We start from the raw sequence: 17164 nt of genomic DNA on the forward strand, positions 1-17164 counted from the left end.
CGCCTCGCTCTCAGACAATCAGGCCGCCGCCGGCGACGACCACCTGACCACTGATATAATTGGATTCCGGACTGCAGAACAGATAGACAGCGTCGGCCGCCTCTTCCGGCGTACCGCCGCGGCCGAGCGGGATCATGCGCGACATGGCTTCCAGCATGTGCGGCTGCACGCCGACCTTGATGTCCCGGCCGGCGACGTCGATGGTCTTCTGCTGCGCCTCGATCGGCTGGGTCAGGCGGGTGTTGATGAGGCCGAAGGCGACGCAATTGACGTTGACCTTGTAGCGGCCCCATTCCTTGCACATGGTTCGGGTCAATCCGATCAGCGAAGCCTTGGCCGAGGAATAGCTGGCCTGCCCGGCATTGCCGTAGAGACCTGCGATGGAGGAGATGTTCACGATCTTGCGGAACACCTCCCGTCCCTCTTCGGCCTCCTTCTTGGAGAAGACGCGGATCGGCTCGGCGGCCGCGCGCAGGATCCGGAACGGCGCGACGAGGTGGACGTCGAGCATGGCCTGGAACTGCTCGTCGGTCATCTTCTGGATGGTGGAGTCCCAGGTATAGCCGGCATTGTTGACGATGATGTCGAGCCCGCCGAACTTGTCCAGCGCGGCGCCGACGAAGCGATCGGCGAAGCCCGCCTCGGCGACGCTGCCGTTCACGGCAGTGGCATTGCCGCCGAGTGCCTCGATCTCCGCGACCACGGCGTTGCCGGGCTCGGCATCGAGGTCGTTGACGACCACCCTAGCGCCTTCGCGCGCCAGCTTGAGCGCGATCGCGCGTCCGATGCCGCGGCCCGAGCCGGTGACGAGCGCGACCTTTCCCTGCAGTTTTGTCATTTGAATGAGTCCTCTTGCTGTCACAGCGCGACGACGGCGCTGCCTTCGAGCTTGACCTCGCCGCGATCGTCCTTGGTGGTGAGCGCGAGCCTTGCGCGACGCTCGCCGTCCTCGACGAAGAGCTCGGTCACGGTGCCTTCGCAAGTGAGCTTGGCGCCGAGCTGAGTGATCGAGACGAACCGGGTCGCAAAGCTGCGGAGCTTCGACGGCGGCACCACATCCGTCAGCGCCTGCCCAAGACAGGCCATCACCAGCATGCCGTGAGCGAACACATCGGGAAATCCGGCCGCCTTGGCGAAGTCGATGTCGACGTGGATCGGATTATGATCGCCCGATGCACCGCAATAGAGCGCGAGCGTGTGGCGGGTGATCGGCGGAAAGACCTTGTGGACGATGCGGTCGCCGGCCCTTATGTCTCCGGATGCCGTCATGACGCCGCCTCGTTGCGGACGACGATGGTGCGCGTGGTATCGGCGACGTGAACGCCGTCCTGGTTGGTCACCTCGCATCGGATGCCGATCAGCGTCATCGCGCCGCCTTTCTTGTCCACGACGCTGGTCACCTGCGGTCGAAACGTCAGGGTGTCGCCGACCAGAACCGGGGCGTGATAGGCGAAGCTTTGCTCACCATGCAGCACGCGGGACAGATTGATGCCGAGCGCGGCGAACATTTCGAAGGGGTCGTCGACGTCCATCATCTCGAGGCAGAACAGATAGGTCGGCGGCACCGGCATGGCGGTGAACCCGGCCGCCCGGGCAGCATCCGCATTGCGGTAGACCGGATTCTGTTCACCCAGCGTGTTGAGGAAGTAGCGGAGACGGCCGGGCTCCACGCGCGCGGTGACCGGCGTGAAGCTGCGCCCTACGGCGGACTGGTCGACCATGGCCGATATCAGTGCCGCTTGTAGAGCGTGACGACGCAGGCGCCGCCGAGGCCCAGATTGTGCTGGAGCGCGACCTTGGCACCCTCGACCTGCGTCGAGCCTGCGGTGCCGCGCAGCTGCCGCGTCAGCTCGTAGCACTGCGCAAGCCCGGTGGCGCCGAGCGGATGTCCCTTGGACAGCAATCCGCCGGACGGATTGGTCACGATCCGGCCGCCATAGGTATTGTCGCCGTCATTGATGAACTTGCCGGCTTCACCCTCGCCGCAGAGGCCGAGCGCCTCGTAGGTGATGAGCTCGTTATGGGCAAAGCAGTCGTGCAGCTCCACCACGTCGAGATCACCGGGGCCGATGCCGGCGCTCTCATAAACCCGGCTGGCCGCCTCTTTTGCCATGTCGTAGCCGACCAGCTGCATCATGTCGCCGGCCTTGAAGGTCGAGGGCCTATCGGTGGTCATGGCCTGCGCCGCGATGCGTACTTCTTTGCCGATGCCATGCTTGTCCGCAAACCGCTCGGAGACCAGCACGGCGGCGGCGCCGCCGCAGGTCGGCGGGCACGCCATCAGGCGCGTCATGACGCCGGGCCAGATCACCTGGTCGTTCATCACGTCGTCCGCCGTGACTTCCTTGCGGAAAAGCGCGAGCGGATTGTTCTTCGCATGTCGGCTCGCCTTGGCGCGCACCTTGGCGAAGGCGTCGAGCGGCGTGCCGTATTTCTTCATGTGGCTGAGCCCGGCGCCGCCGAAATAGCGCAACGCCAGCGGAATGCCGGGAGCGTCGATCAGCTGGTCCGCAGCCGCGTCGAACTCCTCGAACGCGCTCGGACGATCGGTGTAGACGCTGCCGAGCGCGCCGGGCTTCATCTGCTCGAAGCCGACCGCCAGCACGCAATCCAGCGCCCCGCTTGCGATCATTTGCCGCGCCATGAACAGCGCGGTCGATCCGGTCGAGCAATTGTTGTTGACGTTGACGATGGGGATGCCGGTCATCCCGACGGGGTAGAGCGCGCGCTGCCCGCAGGTGGAATCGCCATAGACGTATCCGACATAGGCCTGCTCGATCTTCTCGTAGCCGAGGCCGGCATCGGCGAGCGCGAGCTTGACGGCTTCCGTTCCCATCTCGTGATAGGGGGCGCTGGCGCCCGGCTTGGCGAACGGAATCATGCCGACCCCGGCGACGACCACGTCAGACATCGCTTCCTCCCAATAAATTACCCATTGGACTTTTTCTTACCCATGGGTAACATATCGTCCGATCGCCACCAGAGTCAACCGACCGACCATGGATTCAGCGCCGCCCGCTCCGCCGTCATCGCCTTCGCCCTGGCTGCCGTTCGAGAGCCGGCGCCGCGCCCGCGACGAGAAGCGCGAGGCGGTGCTGCGCGCCGCGGTGCAGCTGTTCCTCGAGCAGGGCTATCATCGCGCAACGCTGAACGAGGTTGCGGACCGGCTGAACATCACCAAGCCCGCGCTGTACAATTACTTCCGGGGCAAGGACGAGATCCTGTTCGAATGCTGGTCGATGGGCGCCGAACTCGTCGACGGCGTGATCACGGAGATCAACGCCGGCGGCGGTTCGGGTCTCGCCAAGCTGCGCAAGCTGGTGCACGCCTATGCCGAACTGATGGCGACCGATTTCGGCGCGAGCCTGGTGCGTTTCGATTTGCGCGATCTGGCCGAGCGGAACGCCGGTGTCGCACGCGCCGCCAAGAGGCGGATCGACGCCACCTTCCGGCGATACATTACTGCAGGCATTGCTGACGGTTCGATCAGGCCTTGCGATCCAAAGCTTGCAGCCTTCGCGATCGCGGGTTCGCTCAATTGGATCGGCCATTGGTATCGACGGGAGGGCAAGCTGTCGCCGACCGCGATCGCCGACGAGTTCACGGTGCGGCTGACGGACGGCCTGGCGTCCGAGGTTCGGCTGCGAATGACAAAGAAGACGCCGAGGGCGCCGCAAGGGCGCAACTCAGGACGCAAAGCAACAGGGAAGAAACGCACGGGAGGAGAGACGGGATGAACATCACGCACGGCCTGCGCAGGGCGCTGCAGATCAATCCGAATGGGCTGGCGACCGTTTATGGCCAGCGGCGGCGCAGCTGGGGCGAGCTCGGCGAGCGCGTTACAAGGCTGGCCGGCGGCCTGCGCACGCGCGGCGTCAGGGACGGCGACCGTGTTGCGGTGCTGTCCTTCAACTCGGACCGCTATCTCGAGCTCTATCTGGCGACCGGCTGGGCGGGAGGCGTGATCGTGCCGCTCAACATCCGCTGGAGCGCGCTGGAAAACGAGGATGCGCTGCGCGACTGCCGCGCGTCCGTTCTGCTGGTCGACAAGGCCTTTGCGCAGGTCGGCGCGCAGCTCGCCGGCGCCATTCCGCGGCTGAAGCTGATCTATGCCGATGATGGCGAGGCGCCGGCGGGGATGGAGAGCTATGAGGATTTGGTTGCGGGCAGCGCTCGGGTGCCCGACGCCATGCGCAAGAGCGACGATCTCGCCGGCATCTTTTACACCGGCGGCACCACCGGCCGTTCCAAAGGCGTGATGCTCAGTCATCAGAATCTGATGGCCAATGCGCTCAACGCACTCGGCGAAGGCCTGTTTCCGGCAAGTGCGATCTATCTGCATGCGGCTCCGATGTTTCACCTTGCCAACGGGGCGGCGATGTATTCGCTGCTGCTCTCCGGCGGCTCGAACGTGATCGTTCAGGGCTTCACGCCCGAAGGCGTGATGGCTGCGATGCAGAACGAGCGCGTCACAGACGTGCTGCTGGTGCCCACGATGATCCAGATGTTCGTCGATCACCCCGCGATCGGCAAATACGACCTGTCGTCCCTGAAGAACATCATCTACGGGGCCTCGCCGATCAGCGAGGCGGTGCTCGATCGTGCCGCGCGCGCACTGCCGCATGTGCGCTTCACCCAGGCCTATGGCATGACCGAATTGTCGCCGATCGCGACGCTGCTACATGCGAACGAGCATGTCGCGGAGGGGCGCAGAAAGGGACGTCATCGCGGTGCGGGCCGCGCCACGCTCGGTTGCGAGGTGCGGATCGTCGACGAGAACGACCAGCCGCTGCCGGCGGGCGCCGTTGGCGAGATCGTGGTGCGCGGCGACACCGTGATGATGGGCTATTGGGAGCGGCCGGAGGAGACCGCGCGCGCCGTCGTCGACGGCTGGATGCACACGGGCGATGGCGGCTACATGGACGAGGACGGGTTCATCTATGTCGTCGACCGGGTGAAAGACATGATCATCTCGGGCGGGGAGAATGTGTACTCGGTCGAGGTCGAGAACGCGCTGGCGCAGCATCCCTCGGTGCTGCAATGCGCCGTGATCGGAATTCCCAATGAGCAATGGGGAGAGCAGGTCCATGCCGTCGTGGTCAAACGCAGCGGCGTAGAGGTTTCGACCGGAGAGCTGATCGAGTTCACGAAGACGTTGATTGCCGGCTACAAATGTCCGCGCAGCATCGAGATCACCGAGACGCCGTTGCCGCTGTCCGGCGCCGGCAAGGTGCTGAAGCGCGAGCTGCGCAGGCCGTTCTGGGAGGGGCGGGAGCGGCGGGTCAGCTGACGGATTCCGCGCGTTACGGCCTGCGCGCCGAGGACGCGCGAAGATTGATGTTTTCCAGATCGTGGTCGCGCGGATACGCCCACCGGGATCGCCATGAACTGTGTTTTCAGGCTGCGTCCGATCTAGCCATGAGCCGTCTTGCCGCCGTCGATCACGAACTGGCCACCGGTCGTGTAGGGATGATCGTCTGAGGCCAGCACCAGCGCAAAAGCCGCGATCTCCTCAGGCGCTGCCACGCGCTGTAACCCCGGGACGTTGGATTTGGCCCATTGCGCGATGCCGATATGCCACGCCGCATCGGGCAGGCCCTCCATGCCGGCGAGCCGGCGGATCATCGGGGTGTCCGTGGTGCCGGGGATCAAGGTGTTGATGCGGATGCCGTGCTTTGCGTAGTCGAGTGCCGCGGCCTGCACCAGGCCGACCAGTCCGCGCTTGGCCGCCGAATAGGCCGAGCGCTTGGCCGAGGTCGCAATGGCGTTCGACGAGGAGGTGACGACGATCGAGCCGCCCTTCTCCAGCATGTGCGGGATTTGGTATTTCATCGACAGGAACACGCCGCGCAGATCCGTGCCGATCACGTCGTCGAATTCGGCCGCGCTGAATTCATGCAGCGGCTTCTCGATGGAGATGCCGGCATTGTTGAAGGCGACGTCGAGCCGTCCGTAGCGCGCGATGGTCGCGTCGACCAGCGCCTTCACCTCGGATTCATGGCGCAGGTCGGCGCGAATGAAGACGGCCTCGCCGCCGGACTCGCGCACGTCGGTCTCCACTTGCCTGCCACGGTCGGTGTTGCGCCCGCAAAAGGCGACGCGGCCGCCCTCGGCGGCGAACATCAGCGTTGCGGCCCGCCCGATTCCGGAGGTGCCGCCCGTGACGATGACGACCTTGCCCGCGAATCTTTGCTTGCCGCTCGGCTTCTGCTGCGGCAGCGCTGCGCCCTGGCCGAGTGCCACGCCGCCGGCAAGGCCGCCGACGGCACCTGCGAGCATGCCGAGGGCCACGCCCCCAACCAGATGACGCCGCTTTACGGAATTGCTCGCGGTGATATTCTGCATTTCGGTCATTTCGAACTCCGATCCGCTCAATCTGAACAGTGTTAAGATAGATATGCTGCAATCTGAACAGTGTCAAGTTACATGAAGAAACGGGCCCCCGCCGCCAAGCGCAGCACCGCTCCGACCCGGCCAAGGCCGGAGGTCGGATACCATCACGGCGAATTGCAGGAGGCGCTGATCGCCGCGAGCGAAGCCATTCTCGCCGAGCAGGGCGCGGAAGCCTTCACGCTGCGCGAAGCCGCACGCCGCGCCGGCGTTTCGCCGGCCGCGCCATCGCATCATTTCGGCAACGCCCAGGGCCTTCTCACCGAAGTGGCGATCCGCGGCTACGACGCGCTTGCCGGCGCCTTGCGCGAGGCGGCCTCCGGCAAGCAGGGCGTCCGCGACAAGCTCCACGCCCAGGGACTTGCCTATGTCGATTATGCGTTGAGGCATCCCGGCCGTTTCCAGATGATGTTTGCCAACAAGCGGCTGGTTGCCGACGATGCGCGCCTGAAGCAGGCGAGCAGGGCCGCCGGCCATGCGTTCGAGGTCGTCGTCGCCGAGCTGACCGGCGGCACCGCGAAGGAGGCGAAGACGGCGGCTGCGGCAGCCTGGTCCACCGTTCACGGCTTCGCCAAGCTTGCGCTCGAGGAGAAATTCGGCTCTGTGAACAACGAGGCCGGACGCCGCGAGATCATGATGACGCTCGATCAGGTCCTGAACTATCTCTGGCCCGCGAGCGGCACGCGCCGCTAGAGCATGATCCGGAAAAGTGCGAAGCGGTTTTCCGGAAGGATCATGCGCAGACAACAACCCAAAGCGCGATGACGATTCATCCAGATCTCATCGCGCTTTAGATGCAAATCGAGGCTTGCGTAGGTCATGACAGCCAAGACGACAGAGCTCAAGCTCGCCATCGAGCGCATCGGCACGGTCTCGGCGATCCTGACGCAGCCGACCCACGCGCGCGCCTGCTACGTCCTGGCGCACGGCGCCGGCGCAGACATGCGGCATTCCTTCATGGAGAATGTTGCAGCCGGCCTTGCCGAGCGCGGCATTGCGACGTTCCGCTTCAATTTTCCCTACATGGAAGCGAAGAAGGGACGTCCTGACCCGCCCGCAATCGCACACGCGAGCGTGCGCGCAGCGGTCGCGGAGGCGGGGCGGCTCTGCCCCGGGCTGAAGCTCGTTGCCGGTGGAAAATCATTCGGCGGCCGCATGACCTCGCAGGCGCAGTCGAGGTCGCCGCTCCCCGATGTCAAAGGGCTGGCCTTCCTCGGCTTTCCCCTCCATGCCGCCAAGAAGCCGTCGAGCGAGCGCGCCGAGCACCTCGCTGCAATCGCGATTCCCATGCTGTTCCTGCAAGGCACACGCGACGAGCTTGCCGATCTTGCCCATCTCGAGCCGGTCATCGAGCGGCTCGGGCGTAAGGCGACGCTGCATGAGGTCGCAGGCGGCGACCATTCCTTTGCGGTGCTCAAGAAATCCGGCCGTAGCAATGACGAGGCGCTCAACGAGGTGCTGGATACGCTCGCGGCCTGGATCGATGCGCTCGCCTGAGGCTCACGCGGAATAAAGCCCCTTGTCGCGCGCCTTCTGGATCGCGAGCGCGGCGATCAGGTCGAGCGTAGGTGTCGACAGGCCGGCGGTGCGCGCGAAGGCCTGGGGCGCCTTCACCAGCACGTCGATCTCCATGGCGCGGCCGAGCTCGTAATCCTGCAGCAGCGACGGCTTGTGGTTGGGGGCGGGGCCGCTGCGGCTGGCGCGCTTGACCTCGGGAATGAAGTATTGGGCGATCGCGTTGGCTTCGTTCAGCATACGCGGAATCACCTCCGTGAAGGCGGGGTCGTCGCGCACGCCGCGCGCGGTCTGGCCGGTGAGCAGGCACAGCACCGACAGCGACATGTTGGTCAGCAGCTTTGACCAGATCGCCTCGCGGATCTCGGCGACCGGCGGCGATTCCAGCCGCGCATCGTTGAAGACGCCGCGCAGCCTGGTGATGCGCTCGCAATTGCGGTCGTCGCATTCGCCGATCAGGAGGCGGTTGCGGTCCGGCGTCAGGTTCTGCACCACGCCGGGCGCGATCACCTCGTTGGAGGAGAAGATCACGCCGCCGACGATCCGCTCCTTCGGGATGCAGGCGCGCAGGCGTCCGCCGGGGTCGAGGAATGAAATGTCCGGCGGCGTCGGGTGCCGCGGCGGCAGGCCGATGCCGTACCACCAGGGAATGCCGTTTTGGGCGAACACGATCGCAGTATCGTCCTGGAGCAGCGGCTTGATGCTGGAAACCAGTCCCTGAAGCGCCGTCGCCTTCAAGGTCGAGATCACGACGTCCTGCGGGCCGAGCTGGGCCGGGTCGCCTGACGCGTTCACCTTGGCGCCGACCTCGGAATCGCCGACGCGCAGCTTGAGCCCACCCGCGCGGGCCGCCTCCAGATGCGCGCCCCGCATCACGCAGCTGACCTCATGGCCGGCGCGCGCCAGCCGTACCGCAATGTGGCTGCCGACGGCGCCTGCGCCGAAAATGCAGATGCGCATATTGATATCCCGTATCCATCCCGTGGTGTCGCCCGCAGCCAGCATGACACAAGCCGCCATGCGATGGACGCGGCCGCCCTACGCCGGAAAGATATGGATCAGGGCACGCGCGCTCGGCCATAGTGCGCGGCAAACAACCGGAGGACCGCCGATGACTGCCAGCCCCGTCCTGTGGAGCCTCGATGAACGCGGGGTTGCGACCGTCACGTTGAATCGGCCGGAAGTCAACAATGCCTATGACGGCGCGCTGATCTCAGGCGTGCTCGCGGCCATGGACGACCTCGGCAGCAAGCCCAATTTGCGCGTCGTCGTGCTCCGGGGCAAGGGCAAGCACTTCCAGGCCGGCGCCGATCTCAAATGGATCAACAGCGTGCGGCCGCAATCGCGCGAGGCGAACGAGGCAGCCTCGCGGGCGACGTTCGAGGCCGTGCAGCGGCTCAACACTTTGCCGCTTCCGACCGTCGCGCTGGTGCAGGGCGGCTGCTTCGGGGGCGGCACCGGCGTCATCGCGGCCTGCGATGTCGTGATTGCAGCGGACAACGCCCTGTTCTCGATCACCGAGGTGCGCTGGGGCCTGACCGCGGCGATCATCATCCCGCAGCTCTGCGATGCCATTAGTGTACGGCAAGTCCGCCGTTACGCGCTGACCGGCGAGCGCTTCGGCGCCGAAGACGCCCGCCGCATCGGCCTCGTCCACGAGGTGGTGCCGCTCGCCGATCTCGAGGCTGCAGGCGCCAAGGTCGTCGAGCAGCTGCTCGCCAACGGACCGGAGGCCATGGCCGAAACCAAGCGGCTCGCGCTGGAGAGCTCGTTCGGCGGCATGGCCGTGGACGATGCTGCCTACACGCGGCTCGTGGAGCTGCATTCGCTCAAGCGCCAGAGCGCGGAGGCGGCGGAGGGACTGGCCTCCTTCGCCGAGAAGCGGGCGGCGAATTGGGGCAGTGGCAAAGGTTAGGCGTCAGCAGCCGCGGCAGATGTTGTTGATGCTGCGGTAGACGGCGTCGTCGTCCTGCCGCAACTGGCGCAGCGTGTCGAGCGTCGTGCTCTCAGCCGCCGGCGTGGCCGGCTTGCGCTTAGCCGACAGGTCTTCCTCCTGCCGCTTGTAGCAGGCCTCGCGATCGGGCTTGGCGGGGATGAAGCGGCAGTTTTGCTCCACGGCCGAGGCGGGAACGGCCGAGATCGCGAGGGCGATAGAAGCGGCGAAGCAGTATCTGACGATGATCGAATCCATGCCTGCACTTGTCTCAGGTCCACCGTTAGCGAGCAACCGCGATCTTGCGGGCATGAGGACCGCCGGCTAAGCCGTGATCCAGTTCGAACCAGATTCCGGGAAGGAACGCGCCATGTGGGCCACGACGATCGACGAACCAGCGCGCAAAGTACCGCTCTATGGCGAATATGAAGTCGTCGTGCTCGGCGGCGGGCCGGCCGGCATCGTGGCGGCAGCCGCAGCGGCGCGCGCGGGGCGGAAGACGCTGCTGATCGAACGTTACGGCTTTCTCGGCGGCATGGGCACAGCGGCCGGCGTCACCAATTTCTGCGGCCTGCACGGCAATGTCCATGGCGAGCACCGGCGGCTGGTGCAGGGGCTCGCCTCGGAGCTGCTGGCGCGGATCGATCGCTTGAACGGCCTCAACGCGCCGCATCTGATCCTCGGCAAGGTTTTTGCCCAGGCCTATGACACCGCCGCCTACAAGATCGCGGCCGACCAGCTGCTCGCCAGCCATAAGGTGAATATGCTCTTCCACGCCCTCGGCGCCAGCGTCGTGATGGCCGATGAGCGCCGCATCGACGCGATGCTGATCGAGACCAAGGCCGGCCGGCAGGCGGTGCGCGCGGAGATCTTCATCGACTGCTCCGGCGACGGCGATCTCGCCGTGTGGGCCGGCGCGCCGTTCGAGATCGGCGACGAGCATGGCCATCCGCTCTACCCCTCGATGATGCTCCGTCTCAACGGCATCGATCCCGCAAAGGCCGGCGAGGCCTGGCGCACCATTCCGCAATTGATGGAAAAGGCCGTAGCGGCCGGCACGCACAGGTTTCCGCGCAGAAGCGCGATCGTGCGGCCACAGAAATCCGGCATCGAATGGCGGGTGAACTTTACGCAGGTGGCGCGCGAGGACGGTCATGCCATCAACGGCATCGAGCCCGACGATCTCACCCGCGGCGAGATCGAAGGCCGCAAGCAGGCGCTCGCCGCGTACGAATTCCTGCGCAGCACGGTGCCCGGATTTGAGAAGTCCTACATCGTCGACCTGCCGCCACAGCTCGGCATCCGCGAGACCCGCCGCATCAAGGGTGGCTACCAGCTCAGCGGCGAGGACGTGCTCGGCTGCGCCTCGTTCGCGGATTCCATCGGCGTCAACGGCTGGCCGATCGAGGCCCATGTGCCCGGCGACGTCGTCTTCACCTTCCCGCCGATCCCGGAATCGCGCGGCTATAATGAGCTGCCTTACCGGATGCTGGTCCCTGAGGGCGTCGACAATCTCCTGGTCGCCGGCCGCTGCGCCTCGATGACCCACGAGGGCCAGTCGGCCGCCCGGGTCTCCGGTGCCTGCTTCGCGATGGGTGAAGCCGCCGGTTCCGCCGCCGCGCTGGCGCTGTCCGGAAACCGGATTCCACGCGAAATCCCCATTGAAAAGTTGCAGGAAACGTTGAAACAACAGGGCGCCTTCATCGGACGGGATCAGGCGGTGCCCGAAGGCCTGTAACGCACTGCAAGACAAAGCGGAGGAAACGGGATGATCGGGATTGCGCGGCTCGCGGTAGGGGGCCTGATGGCGATCATGGCTATGGGCACGGCACGGGCCGAGGATGTGCCGAAAGCCAGGATCGGCGTGCTCCGCCTGTCTTCGTCGGCCCCGGTCTTCATCGCGCTGGACAAGGGCTATTTCCGTGAGGCCGGGTTGGAGGTCGAGCTGAAGTTCTTCGACGCAGCGCAGCCGATTGCGGTCGCCACCACCTCGGGCGACGTCGATTTCGGCGTCACTGCCTTCACCGCCGGGCTCTACAATCTCGGCGGCAAGGGCACGCTGAAGGTGATCGGCGGCATGAGCCGCGAGAAGCCCGGCTACCCCCTGATCGGCTATTTCGCCAGCAACAATGCCTATGCGAGCGGCCTGAAGACGCCGAAGGACCTCGCCGGCAAGCGTGTGGCGATGACGCAGGTCGGATCGAGCTTCCATTATTCGCTCGGCCTGCTCGCCGACAAATACGGCTTCAAGCTGGCGGACGTAAAGATCGTGCCGCTGCAATCGCTGTCGAATGCCGCCGCCGCGCTCAAGGGCGAGACCGTCGATGCCGCGTTGCTGCCGATCTCGACTGCGCGAAAGCTGATGGACGAGGGCGGCGCGAAATTCCTGGGCTGGGTTGGTGACGAGACGCCGTGGCAGCTGGGCGCGGTATTCGCCGCGCCGAAGACGTTGGCCAACAAGGCGCTGGTGACGAAATTCCTCGGCGTGCTCGCGAAAGCCGACCGCGAATATCACGACGTCATCCTTGCCGCGATGAAGGACGGTGTCGCCCCGATCAACGACAAGACCAGGCCGCTGCTGGAGATCATCGCAAAGTACACCAACCTGCCGGTCGAGCAGGTGGTCGGCAACTGCGCCTATATCGATCCCGACGGCAAGCTCGACGTGAAGAACGTCGACAACCAGATCAAATGGCTGCAGGAGCAGGGCTTCGTCGACAAGGGCTTTGATGCGGAAGCGATCATCGCGAAGGAATTCGTGAAGGTGGATTGATGCTGATTGTGCAAACTCCCGCGGCAGGCGATCTGCCACCCTCCCCTGGAGGGGGAGGGTCGATCGCACCGGCGATGCGCAGCATCGTCCGGAGCGAGCGGGGCGGGGTGAGCCACGGCGGTGGTCTATCTGTCGCTTGCTCCGACCATTCGCGGGAGCTTCGGGGGCAGGAATTGCCAGCATCCGCGCCGATAGACTGTCACCCCGCCCCGGTTCGCATTTCGCTTCGTTCAATACGACATAGCCGAAGCTTGGCTTCGGCGTTCTCAGGGACGGCCGCCATGGGCGGCCTATGCCCTCCCCCTCCAGGGGAGGGTGAAGAGCGCGCACACCAGTCCGAGCAGAAACGGTGCGCCTCATGGACCTGATCGCCAGCCACATCTCCCATCGCTTCGGCGATCTCGCCGTGCTCGACGACGTCTCCTTCACCGTCAGTGCCGGCGAGGTGGTGGCGATCGTCGGGCCGTCCGGCTGCGGCAAGAGCACGCTGCTGTCGATCCTCGGCGGGTTGCTGCAGCCGACCTCCGGCGCGCCCGAGCTGCGCGGCGCGCCGCCGGCGGACAGTCTCAATCCGCTGACCTTCGTGTTCCAGGACTTTGCGCTGCTGCCCTGGGCGACGGTGGAGGAAAACGTCGAATTCCCGCTGCTGCACACCCAGCTCTCGGCCGCGCAGCGCCGCGCGCTGGTCGAGGATGCGCTGCGCCGCACCGGCCTCACCGATTTTCGCCAAACCTATCCAAAGCAGCTCTCCGGCGGCATGCGCCAGCGCGTCGGCATCTCGCGCGCGCTTGCGGTGAGGCCCGCGATCCTCTTGATGGACGAACCGCTCTCGGCGCTGGATTCGCAGACCCGCGAGCTGCTGCTGGAGGATTTCATCCGCCTGCTTGCCGATGGCGGCATGGGCGCGGTCTACGTCACCCACAATCTCGAAGAGGCCGCGCGGCTCGCCGACCGCATCGTGGTGCTGTCGCGCCGTCCTGGCCGCATCCGCGAGGTCGTCACCGTGCCGATGGCGCGGGCGACGCGCGGCGAAGCGGCGGCGCGCGAAAAGCTCCTGGTGCTGCAGAATCAGATCTGGTCGCTGATCCGCAACGAGGCGATCGATGCCGAGCGCGAGGTCCAGCATGCTTGACCGCGCGGCAACGGACACGGCCAAGAACGAAGCGACGCGGCCCGTCCGCTTCCGCGGCGCCGGTTTCGTGCCTGCCTCGAGCCGGTACGGCGGCTGGATCGCGCTCGGCCTCCTCATCGCGATCTGGCAGGCGGCCGGCAGCGTCGGCCTCGTCAACGCGCTGTTTCTGCCGACTCCTTCCGCAATTGTCCGTGCGATCTACCAGCTCGCGGTCTCCGGCGCACTCTGGCAGCATGTTTCGGCCTCGCTGCTGCGGATCGGCGTCGGCTGGCTGTTGGGAACGGCGGCCGGCATCGCCGTCGGTTTCGCCATCGGCCTGTCGCGCCTTGCGCGCAGCGTCGGCATCACCTTCATCTCGGCGCTGTTTCCGATTCCGAAGATCGCGCTGCTGCCGCTGCTCATTCTCTGGCTCGGCATCGGCGAAGAGCCGAAGATCGCGACCATTGCGCTCGGGGTATTCTTCTCGACCGCGATCTCGGTCTATAGCGGCGTCGATGCCGTGCCGCGCAACCTGATCCGCATGGCGCAGAGCTTCAACGTTCCGTTCGCCACCATCGTGCGCAAGGTGATCTGGCCGGGCGCGCTGCCGGCGATCCTTGCCGGCTTCCGCATCACCGCCTCCGTCGCGCTGCTGCTGGTCGTCAGCGCCGAGATGATCGGCGCCCAATACGGCATCGGCGCCTTCGTGCTGCAGGCCGGCAACCTGATGCAGACCGATCAGCTGCTCGCGGGCGTCGTGATCCTGTCGGTGTTTGGGCTGGCGGTCGGGAAGGTGATCGGCTGGCTGGAGATGCGGCTGTTGCACTGGCGCTAGATACGATCACCGGCGCCGTAGGGTGGGCAAAGCGAAGCGTGCCCACCATTCCTTCATGAGTCGCGAAGACGTGGGCACGGCGCAAGGGCGCCTTTGCCCACCCTACGAGACCGGCGACCGTCACGCGTTCCCGCGGTCTTCCCTGAACAGATCCAGCTTCTGCTGCACCGGCCGATCCGAGAAGCTGAACAGCACGGCGTCATCATCCGCCTCGTGCGTCACCCAATGCCAGCTCGGCACCACGAACAGGTCGCGCGGGCCCCATTCGAACATTGTATCGCCGACGTGGCTCCGACCCTTACCCTCGATCGGGCAGAACACCGTCGCATCGGTCGAACGATAGCGCGCGGTGTTGAAACCCTTCGGCAGCAGCTGGATGAAGGTGCCAATCGTCGGCATCGCGAAATCGCCGGTCTCGGGGTTGCTGAACTTCAGCTTGAGGCCGTGGCAGGCGTCCCATTCCTGGCTCGTCCTGGCCTTCTCCAGCGCCTCGCGGGTGTAGGCATAGGGATAGCTGAAGATCGGCGAAGTCTTCGAGCTCCGCTTCACATCAACGGGCAAGAGGTTGTGGCCGTAGCGGGCAAAGCTGTCGCCCGCGGGCTTGGTGATCTTCTGCTGGTCTTCCTTCGCGCCTTCGGCAAAGGAGCAGTCGAAGAATTGCACCAGTGGAATGTCGAGGCCGTCGAGCCAGAACATCGGCTGATCGGTCTCGTTGGAATGATCGTGCCAGGTCATCGACGGCGTGATGATGAAGTCCCCGGGCTCCATCGCAGTGCGCTCGCCGTCCACCGCGGTGTGGGCGCCCCTGCCTTCGAGCACGAAGCGCAGCGCCGACTGGCTATGCCGGTGCGCAGGCGCGACGTCGCCGGGCACCACCATCTGCACGCCGGCATAGAGCGAGGTCGTGATCTTGGATTGCCCGCGCAGCCCCGGGTTCTCCAGCACCAGCACGCGCCGCTCGGCTTCCTTGGCGGTGATCAGCTTGCCGGCCTCCGTCATGTAGTCTCGGATGACGTCGAACTTCCAGAGGTGTGGCCGGCAGGCGCTCTTCGGCTCCGGCGTGATCAGGTCGCTCATCACCGTCCACAGCGCGGTGAGATTCTCGCCGTCGATCTTCCGGTAGAACGCCTCGCGTTCCGGCGTCTTGGTCACGGCTTCCATGGTTGCTGCTCCCGATCGTTTGTTGATTGACAGTATACTGAGGATCTAGGTAGCGTCAACGTGACGGATGACATACAAGGTTGTCATTCCGGGGCGAAGGGCCGCGCAACGCGTGGCCCGGCGAGCCCGGAATCCATAACCACGATCGGGAGTATGGATTCCGGGCTCGACGCTGGCGCGTCGCCCCGGAATGACAAAAGCAGGGAGGTCTCAATGAAGCTGCACGGCTATTTCCGCTCCAGCGCCGCCTATCGCGTGCGGATCGCGCTGAACCTCAAGGGGCTCGGCGCCGAGCATCTGCCGCATCATTTGCGGAAGGGCGAGCAATGCGCCCCCAGCTATCTCGCCATCAACCCGCAGGGCCTGGTGCCGGCGCTGGAGGACGATGCGGGCGGAGTGCTGACGCAATCGGTCGCCATCATCGAATGGCTCGACGAGACCCATCCCAATCCGCCGCTGTTGCCGAAGGATCCGCTGCGCCGCGCCAAGGTGCGGGCGTTTGCGCTGGCGATCGCCTGCGACACCCATCCGGTGCAGAACCTGAAAGTGCTGGCGCGGCTGCGTGAGCTCGGCCTGCCCGAGGAGAAGGTCCAGGATTGGGCCGCCTGGGTCAACCGCGAGGGCCTGTCGGCCTGCGAGACGCTGATCAAGGACGAGAAGGGCCCATTCTGCTTCGGCGATGCGCCGACGCTGGCCGATCTCTGCCTCGTGCCTCAGCTCGGCAATGCCCGTCGCTTCGGCGTCGACGTCTCCGCCTATCCGCGCCTGCTCCAGGCCGAGGCCGCCGCCAAGGCGCTGCCGGCGTTTGCCGATGCGGCGCCGGAGAAGCAGCCCGATGCCGAGTAAGCCGCTTGCTCCGATCACGATGGACGCGGTCTATGCCGCGCCGGGTTATCTGTTCCGGCGCATGCAGCAGATCGCGGTCTCCATCTTCATGGAGGAGTGCAAGGCGTTCGACCTCACGCCGGTGCAATATGCCGCGCTGGTCGCAATCCACACCCATCCCGGCATCGACGCGACGCGGCTGTCGGCGGTGATCGCCTTCGACCGCTCGACGCTCGGCAGTGTGATCGAACGTCTCCAGGCCAAGGCCTATATCGAGCGCAAGCCGGCGCCGGAAGACAAGCGGATCAAGCTCCTGTACTTGACGAAGTCCGGCGCCGCGATCCTGCGCGAGATCATCCCCGCCGTCGAGCGCGCCCAGGCCCGGATGCTGGAGCCGCTCAAGCCCGCCGACCGCAAGGCGCTGATGGGCCTGCTGGCGCAGCTGGTCGATCTCAACAACGAAGCCTCCCGCGTGCCGCTGCGCGCGGAGGACGCGCTGGAGCATCTTGGGAAGGCTGGGTGAGGGGCTCCAGTTGTAGAGCGACACTGTCGCCCTCAATCTCGACTGTCATTCCCCGCGCAGGCGGGGAATCCAGTACCCCGCGGCGTCTCGATTCAACC

The 17164-nt window shown here is 65.7% G+C and carries 19 protein-coding genes; 11 read left to right on the forward strand and 8 right to left on the reverse strand.

Features of this window, described 5'->3' with window-relative positions; all coding sequences use genetic code 11:
* Positions 1-10 precede the first annotated feature (10 nt).
* From I6F12_RS22355 to I6F12_RS22370, 4 genes are read right to left on the reverse strand one after another with little or no spacing between them, the layout of a single operon-like run.
* Positions 11-838, reverse strand: coding sequence for an SDR family oxidoreductase (locus tag I6F12_RS22355; RefSeq protein ID WP_036014518.1), 828 nt, complete (start codon positions 836-838; stop codon positions 11-13).
* A gap of 20 nt (positions 839-858) precedes the next feature.
* Positions 859-1269, reverse strand: a complete 411-nt coding sequence (locus I6F12_RS22360; protein ID WP_036042459.1) for a MaoC family dehydratase — start codon at positions 1267-1269, stop codon at positions 859-861.
* Positions 1266-1721: a MaoC family dehydratase N-terminal domain-containing protein gene (locus tag I6F12_RS22365; protein ID WP_225157224.1), complete on the reverse strand. Its 456-nt coding sequence runs from the start codon at positions 1719-1721 to the stop codon at positions 1266-1268. Before I6F12_RS22365 ends, I6F12_RS22360 begins: the two co-directional genes overlap by 4 nt.
* 8 nt (positions 1722-1729) lie before the next feature.
* Positions 1730-2911: a lipid-transfer protein gene (locus I6F12_RS22370; RefSeq protein WP_225157225.1), complete on the reverse strand. Its 1182-nt coding sequence runs from the start codon at positions 2909-2911 to the stop codon at positions 1730-1732.
* Positions 2912-2999: 88 nt separating this feature from the next.
* Here I6F12_RS22370 and I6F12_RS22375 point away from each other — a divergent pair, with 88 nt between their 5' ends.
* Together I6F12_RS22375 and I6F12_RS22380 are read left to right on the forward strand one after the other, a co-directional pair.
* Positions 3000-3737: a TetR/AcrR family transcriptional regulator gene (locus tag I6F12_RS22375; protein WP_225157226.1), complete on the forward strand. Its 738-nt coding sequence runs from the start codon at positions 3000-3002 to the stop codon at positions 3735-3737.
* Entirely contained in the window at positions 3734-5290 is a 1557-nt protein-coding gene (locus I6F12_RS22380) for a long-chain fatty acid--CoA ligase (protein WP_225157227.1), read from the forward strand. The genes I6F12_RS22375 and I6F12_RS22380 overlap by 4 nt, the downstream gene beginning before the upstream one ends.
* Before the next feature lie 122 nt (positions 5291-5412).
* Here the strand turns inward: I6F12_RS22380 and I6F12_RS22385 are convergent, their stop codons facing one another.
* On the reverse strand, positions 5413-6354 hold the full coding sequence (locus I6F12_RS22385) for an SDR family oxidoreductase (protein ID WP_225157228.1): 942 nt from the start codon (positions 6352-6354) through the stop codon (positions 5413-5415).
* A gap of 72 nt (positions 6355-6426) precedes the next feature.
* On the opposite strand from I6F12_RS22385, the gene I6F12_RS22390 reads away from it, so the two are divergent.
* Both I6F12_RS22390 and I6F12_RS22395 read left to right on the forward strand, forming a co-directional pair.
* Positions 6427-7083: a TetR/AcrR family transcriptional regulator gene (locus I6F12_RS22390; protein WP_225157229.1), complete on the forward strand. Its 657-nt coding sequence runs from the start codon at positions 6427-6429 to the stop codon at positions 7081-7083.
* 126 nt (positions 7084-7209) lie between these two features.
* The gene (locus I6F12_RS22395) at positions 7210-7887 is read left to right on the forward strand and encodes an alpha/beta family hydrolase (RefSeq protein WP_225113679.1); all 678 of its coding nucleotides are present in this window, start codon (positions 7210-7212) and stop codon (positions 7885-7887) included.
* A 3-nt stretch (positions 7888-7890) separates the two neighbouring features.
* On the opposite strand, the gene I6F12_RS22400 is transcribed toward I6F12_RS22395, so the two are convergent.
* Positions 7891-8865 carry a ketopantoate reductase family protein gene (locus I6F12_RS22400; RefSeq protein WP_225141035.1) on the reverse strand — a complete coding sequence of 325 codons (975 nt, stop codon included), beginning with the start codon at positions 8863-8865 and terminating at the stop codon, positions 7891-7893.
* 151 nt (positions 8866-9016) lie between these two features.
* Here I6F12_RS22400 and I6F12_RS22405 point away from each other — a divergent pair, with 151 nt between their 5' ends.
* Positions 9017-9820: an enoyl-CoA hydratase-related protein gene (locus tag I6F12_RS22405; RefSeq protein ID WP_225157230.1), complete on the forward strand. Its 804-nt coding sequence runs from the start codon at positions 9017-9019 to the stop codon at positions 9818-9820.
* 3 nt (positions 9821-9823) lie between these two features.
* On the opposite strand, the gene I6F12_RS22410 is transcribed toward I6F12_RS22405, so the two are convergent.
* Positions 9824-10096: a hypothetical protein gene (locus I6F12_RS22410; RefSeq protein ID WP_225113683.1), complete on the reverse strand. Its 273-nt coding sequence runs from the start codon at positions 10094-10096 to the stop codon at positions 9824-9826.
* Between the two features lie 112 nt (positions 10097-10208).
* On the opposite strand from I6F12_RS22410, the gene I6F12_RS22415 reads away from it, so the two are divergent.
* The 4 genes from I6F12_RS22415 (at position 10209) to I6F12_RS22430 (ending at position 14557) form a co-directional block, all read left to right on the forward strand.
* Entirely contained in the window at positions 10209-11576 is a 1368-nt protein-coding gene (locus I6F12_RS22415; RefSeq protein ID WP_225141031.1) for an FAD-dependent oxidoreductase, read from the forward strand.
* A 30-nt stretch (positions 11577-11606) separates the two neighbouring features.
* Complete coding sequence (locus I6F12_RS22420; protein ID WP_225141029.1) at positions 11607-12611, forward strand: ABC transporter substrate-binding protein; 1005 nt, start codon at positions 11607-11609, stop codon at positions 12609-12611.
* 358 nt (positions 12612-12969) lie between these two features.
* Complete coding sequence (locus I6F12_RS22425; RefSeq protein ID WP_225141027.1) at positions 12970-13743, forward strand: ABC transporter ATP-binding protein; 774 nt, start codon at positions 12970-12972, stop codon at positions 13741-13743.
* A complete protein-coding gene (locus I6F12_RS22430; RefSeq protein WP_225141025.1) occupies positions 13736-14557 on the forward strand; it encodes an ABC transporter permease in 822 nt (273 codons plus the stop codon). Before I6F12_RS22425 ends, I6F12_RS22430 begins: the two co-directional genes overlap by 8 nt.
* A gap of 120 nt (positions 14558-14677) precedes the next feature.
* Here I6F12_RS22430 and gtdA read toward each other — a convergent pair whose 3' ends face one another.
* Complete coding sequence (gene gtdA / locus I6F12_RS22435) at positions 14678-15718, reverse strand: gentisate 1,2-dioxygenase (protein WP_225157231.1); 1041 nt, start codon at positions 15716-15718, stop codon at positions 14678-14680.
* 213 nt (positions 15719-15931) lie between these two features.
* Between gtdA and maiA the strand changes: the two genes are divergently transcribed.
* Complete coding sequence (gene maiA / locus I6F12_RS22440) at positions 15932-16564, forward strand: maleylacetoacetate isomerase (protein ID WP_225141023.1); 633 nt, start codon at positions 15932-15934, stop codon at positions 16562-16564.
* Complete coding sequence (locus I6F12_RS22445; protein WP_225141022.1) at positions 16554-17066, forward strand: MarR family transcriptional regulator; 513 nt, start codon at positions 16554-16556, stop codon at positions 17064-17066. The genes maiA and I6F12_RS22445 overlap by 11 nt, the downstream gene beginning before the upstream one ends.
* Positions 17067-17164 lie beyond the last annotated feature (98 nt).

The organism is Bradyrhizobium sp. IC4059 (genome assembly GCF_020193615.1).
Taxonomy (GTDB): Bacteria; Pseudomonadota; Alphaproteobacteria; order Rhizobiales; family Xanthobacteraceae; genus Bradyrhizobium; species Bradyrhizobium yuanmingense.

Excerpts from the sequence above, each read along its gene's own strand:
- I6F12_RS22355 (WP_036014518.1), bottom strand. The coding sequence starts at position 838 with ATGACAAAACTGCAGGGAAAGGTCGCGCTCGTCACCGGCTCGGGCCGC.
- I6F12_RS22360 (WP_036042459.1), bottom strand. The coding sequence starts at position 1,269 with ATGACGGCATCCGGAGACATAAGGGCCGGCGACCGCATCGTCCACAAG.
- I6F12_RS22365 (WP_225157224.1), bottom strand. The coding sequence starts at position 1,721 with ATGGTCGACCAGTCCGCCGTAGGGCGCAGCTTCACGCCGGTCACCGCG.
- I6F12_RS22370 (WP_225157225.1), bottom strand. The coding sequence starts at position 2,911 with ATGTCTGACGTGGTCGTCGCCGGGGTCGGCATGATTCCGTTCGCCAAG.
- I6F12_RS22375 (WP_225157226.1), top strand. The coding sequence starts at position 3,000 with ATGGATTCAGCGCCGCCCGCTCCGCCGTCATCGCCTTCGCCCTGGCTG.
- I6F12_RS22380 (WP_225157227.1), top strand. The coding sequence starts at position 3,734 with ATGAACATCACGCACGGCCTGCGCAGGGCGCTGCAGATCAATCCGAAT.
- I6F12_RS22385 (WP_225157228.1), bottom strand. The coding sequence starts at position 6,354 with ATGACCGAAATGCAGAATATCACCGCGAGCAATTCCGTAAAGCGGCGT.
- I6F12_RS22390 (WP_225157229.1), top strand. The coding sequence starts at position 6,427 with ATGAAGAAACGGGCCCCCGCCGCCAAGCGCAGCACCGCTCCGACCCGG.
- I6F12_RS22395 (WP_225113679.1), top strand. The coding sequence starts at position 7,210 with ATGACAGCCAAGACGACAGAGCTCAAGCTCGCCATCGAGCGCATCGGC.
- I6F12_RS22400 (WP_225141035.1), bottom strand. The coding sequence starts at position 8,865 with ATGCGCATCTGCATTTTCGGCGCAGGCGCCGTCGGCAGCCACATTGCG.
- I6F12_RS22405 (WP_225157230.1), top strand. The coding sequence starts at position 9,017 with ATGACTGCCAGCCCCGTCCTGTGGAGCCTCGATGAACGCGGGGTTGCG.
- I6F12_RS22410 (WP_225113683.1), bottom strand. The coding sequence starts at position 10,096 with ATGGATTCGATCATCGTCAGATACTGCTTCGCCGCTTCTATCGCCCTC.
- I6F12_RS22415 (WP_225141031.1), top strand. The coding sequence starts at position 10,209 with ATGTGGGCCACGACGATCGACGAACCAGCGCGCAAAGTACCGCTCTAT.
- I6F12_RS22420 (WP_225141029.1), top strand. The coding sequence starts at position 11,607 with ATGATCGGGATTGCGCGGCTCGCGGTAGGGGGCCTGATGGCGATCATG.
- I6F12_RS22425 (WP_225141027.1), top strand. The coding sequence starts at position 12,970 with ATGGACCTGATCGCCAGCCACATCTCCCATCGCTTCGGCGATCTCGCC.
- I6F12_RS22430 (WP_225141025.1), top strand. The coding sequence starts at position 13,736 with ATGCTTGACCGCGCGGCAACGGACACGGCCAAGAACGAAGCGACGCGG.
- gtdA (WP_225157231.1), bottom strand. The coding sequence starts at position 15,718 with ATGGAAGCCGTGACCAAGACGCCGGAACGCGAGGCGTTCTACCGGAAG.
- maiA (WP_225141023.1), top strand. The coding sequence starts at position 15,932 with ATGAAGCTGCACGGCTATTTCCGCTCCAGCGCCGCCTATCGCGTGCGG.
- I6F12_RS22445 (WP_225141022.1), top strand. The coding sequence starts at position 16,554 with ATGCCGAGTAAGCCGCTTGCTCCGATCACGATGGACGCGGTCTATGCC.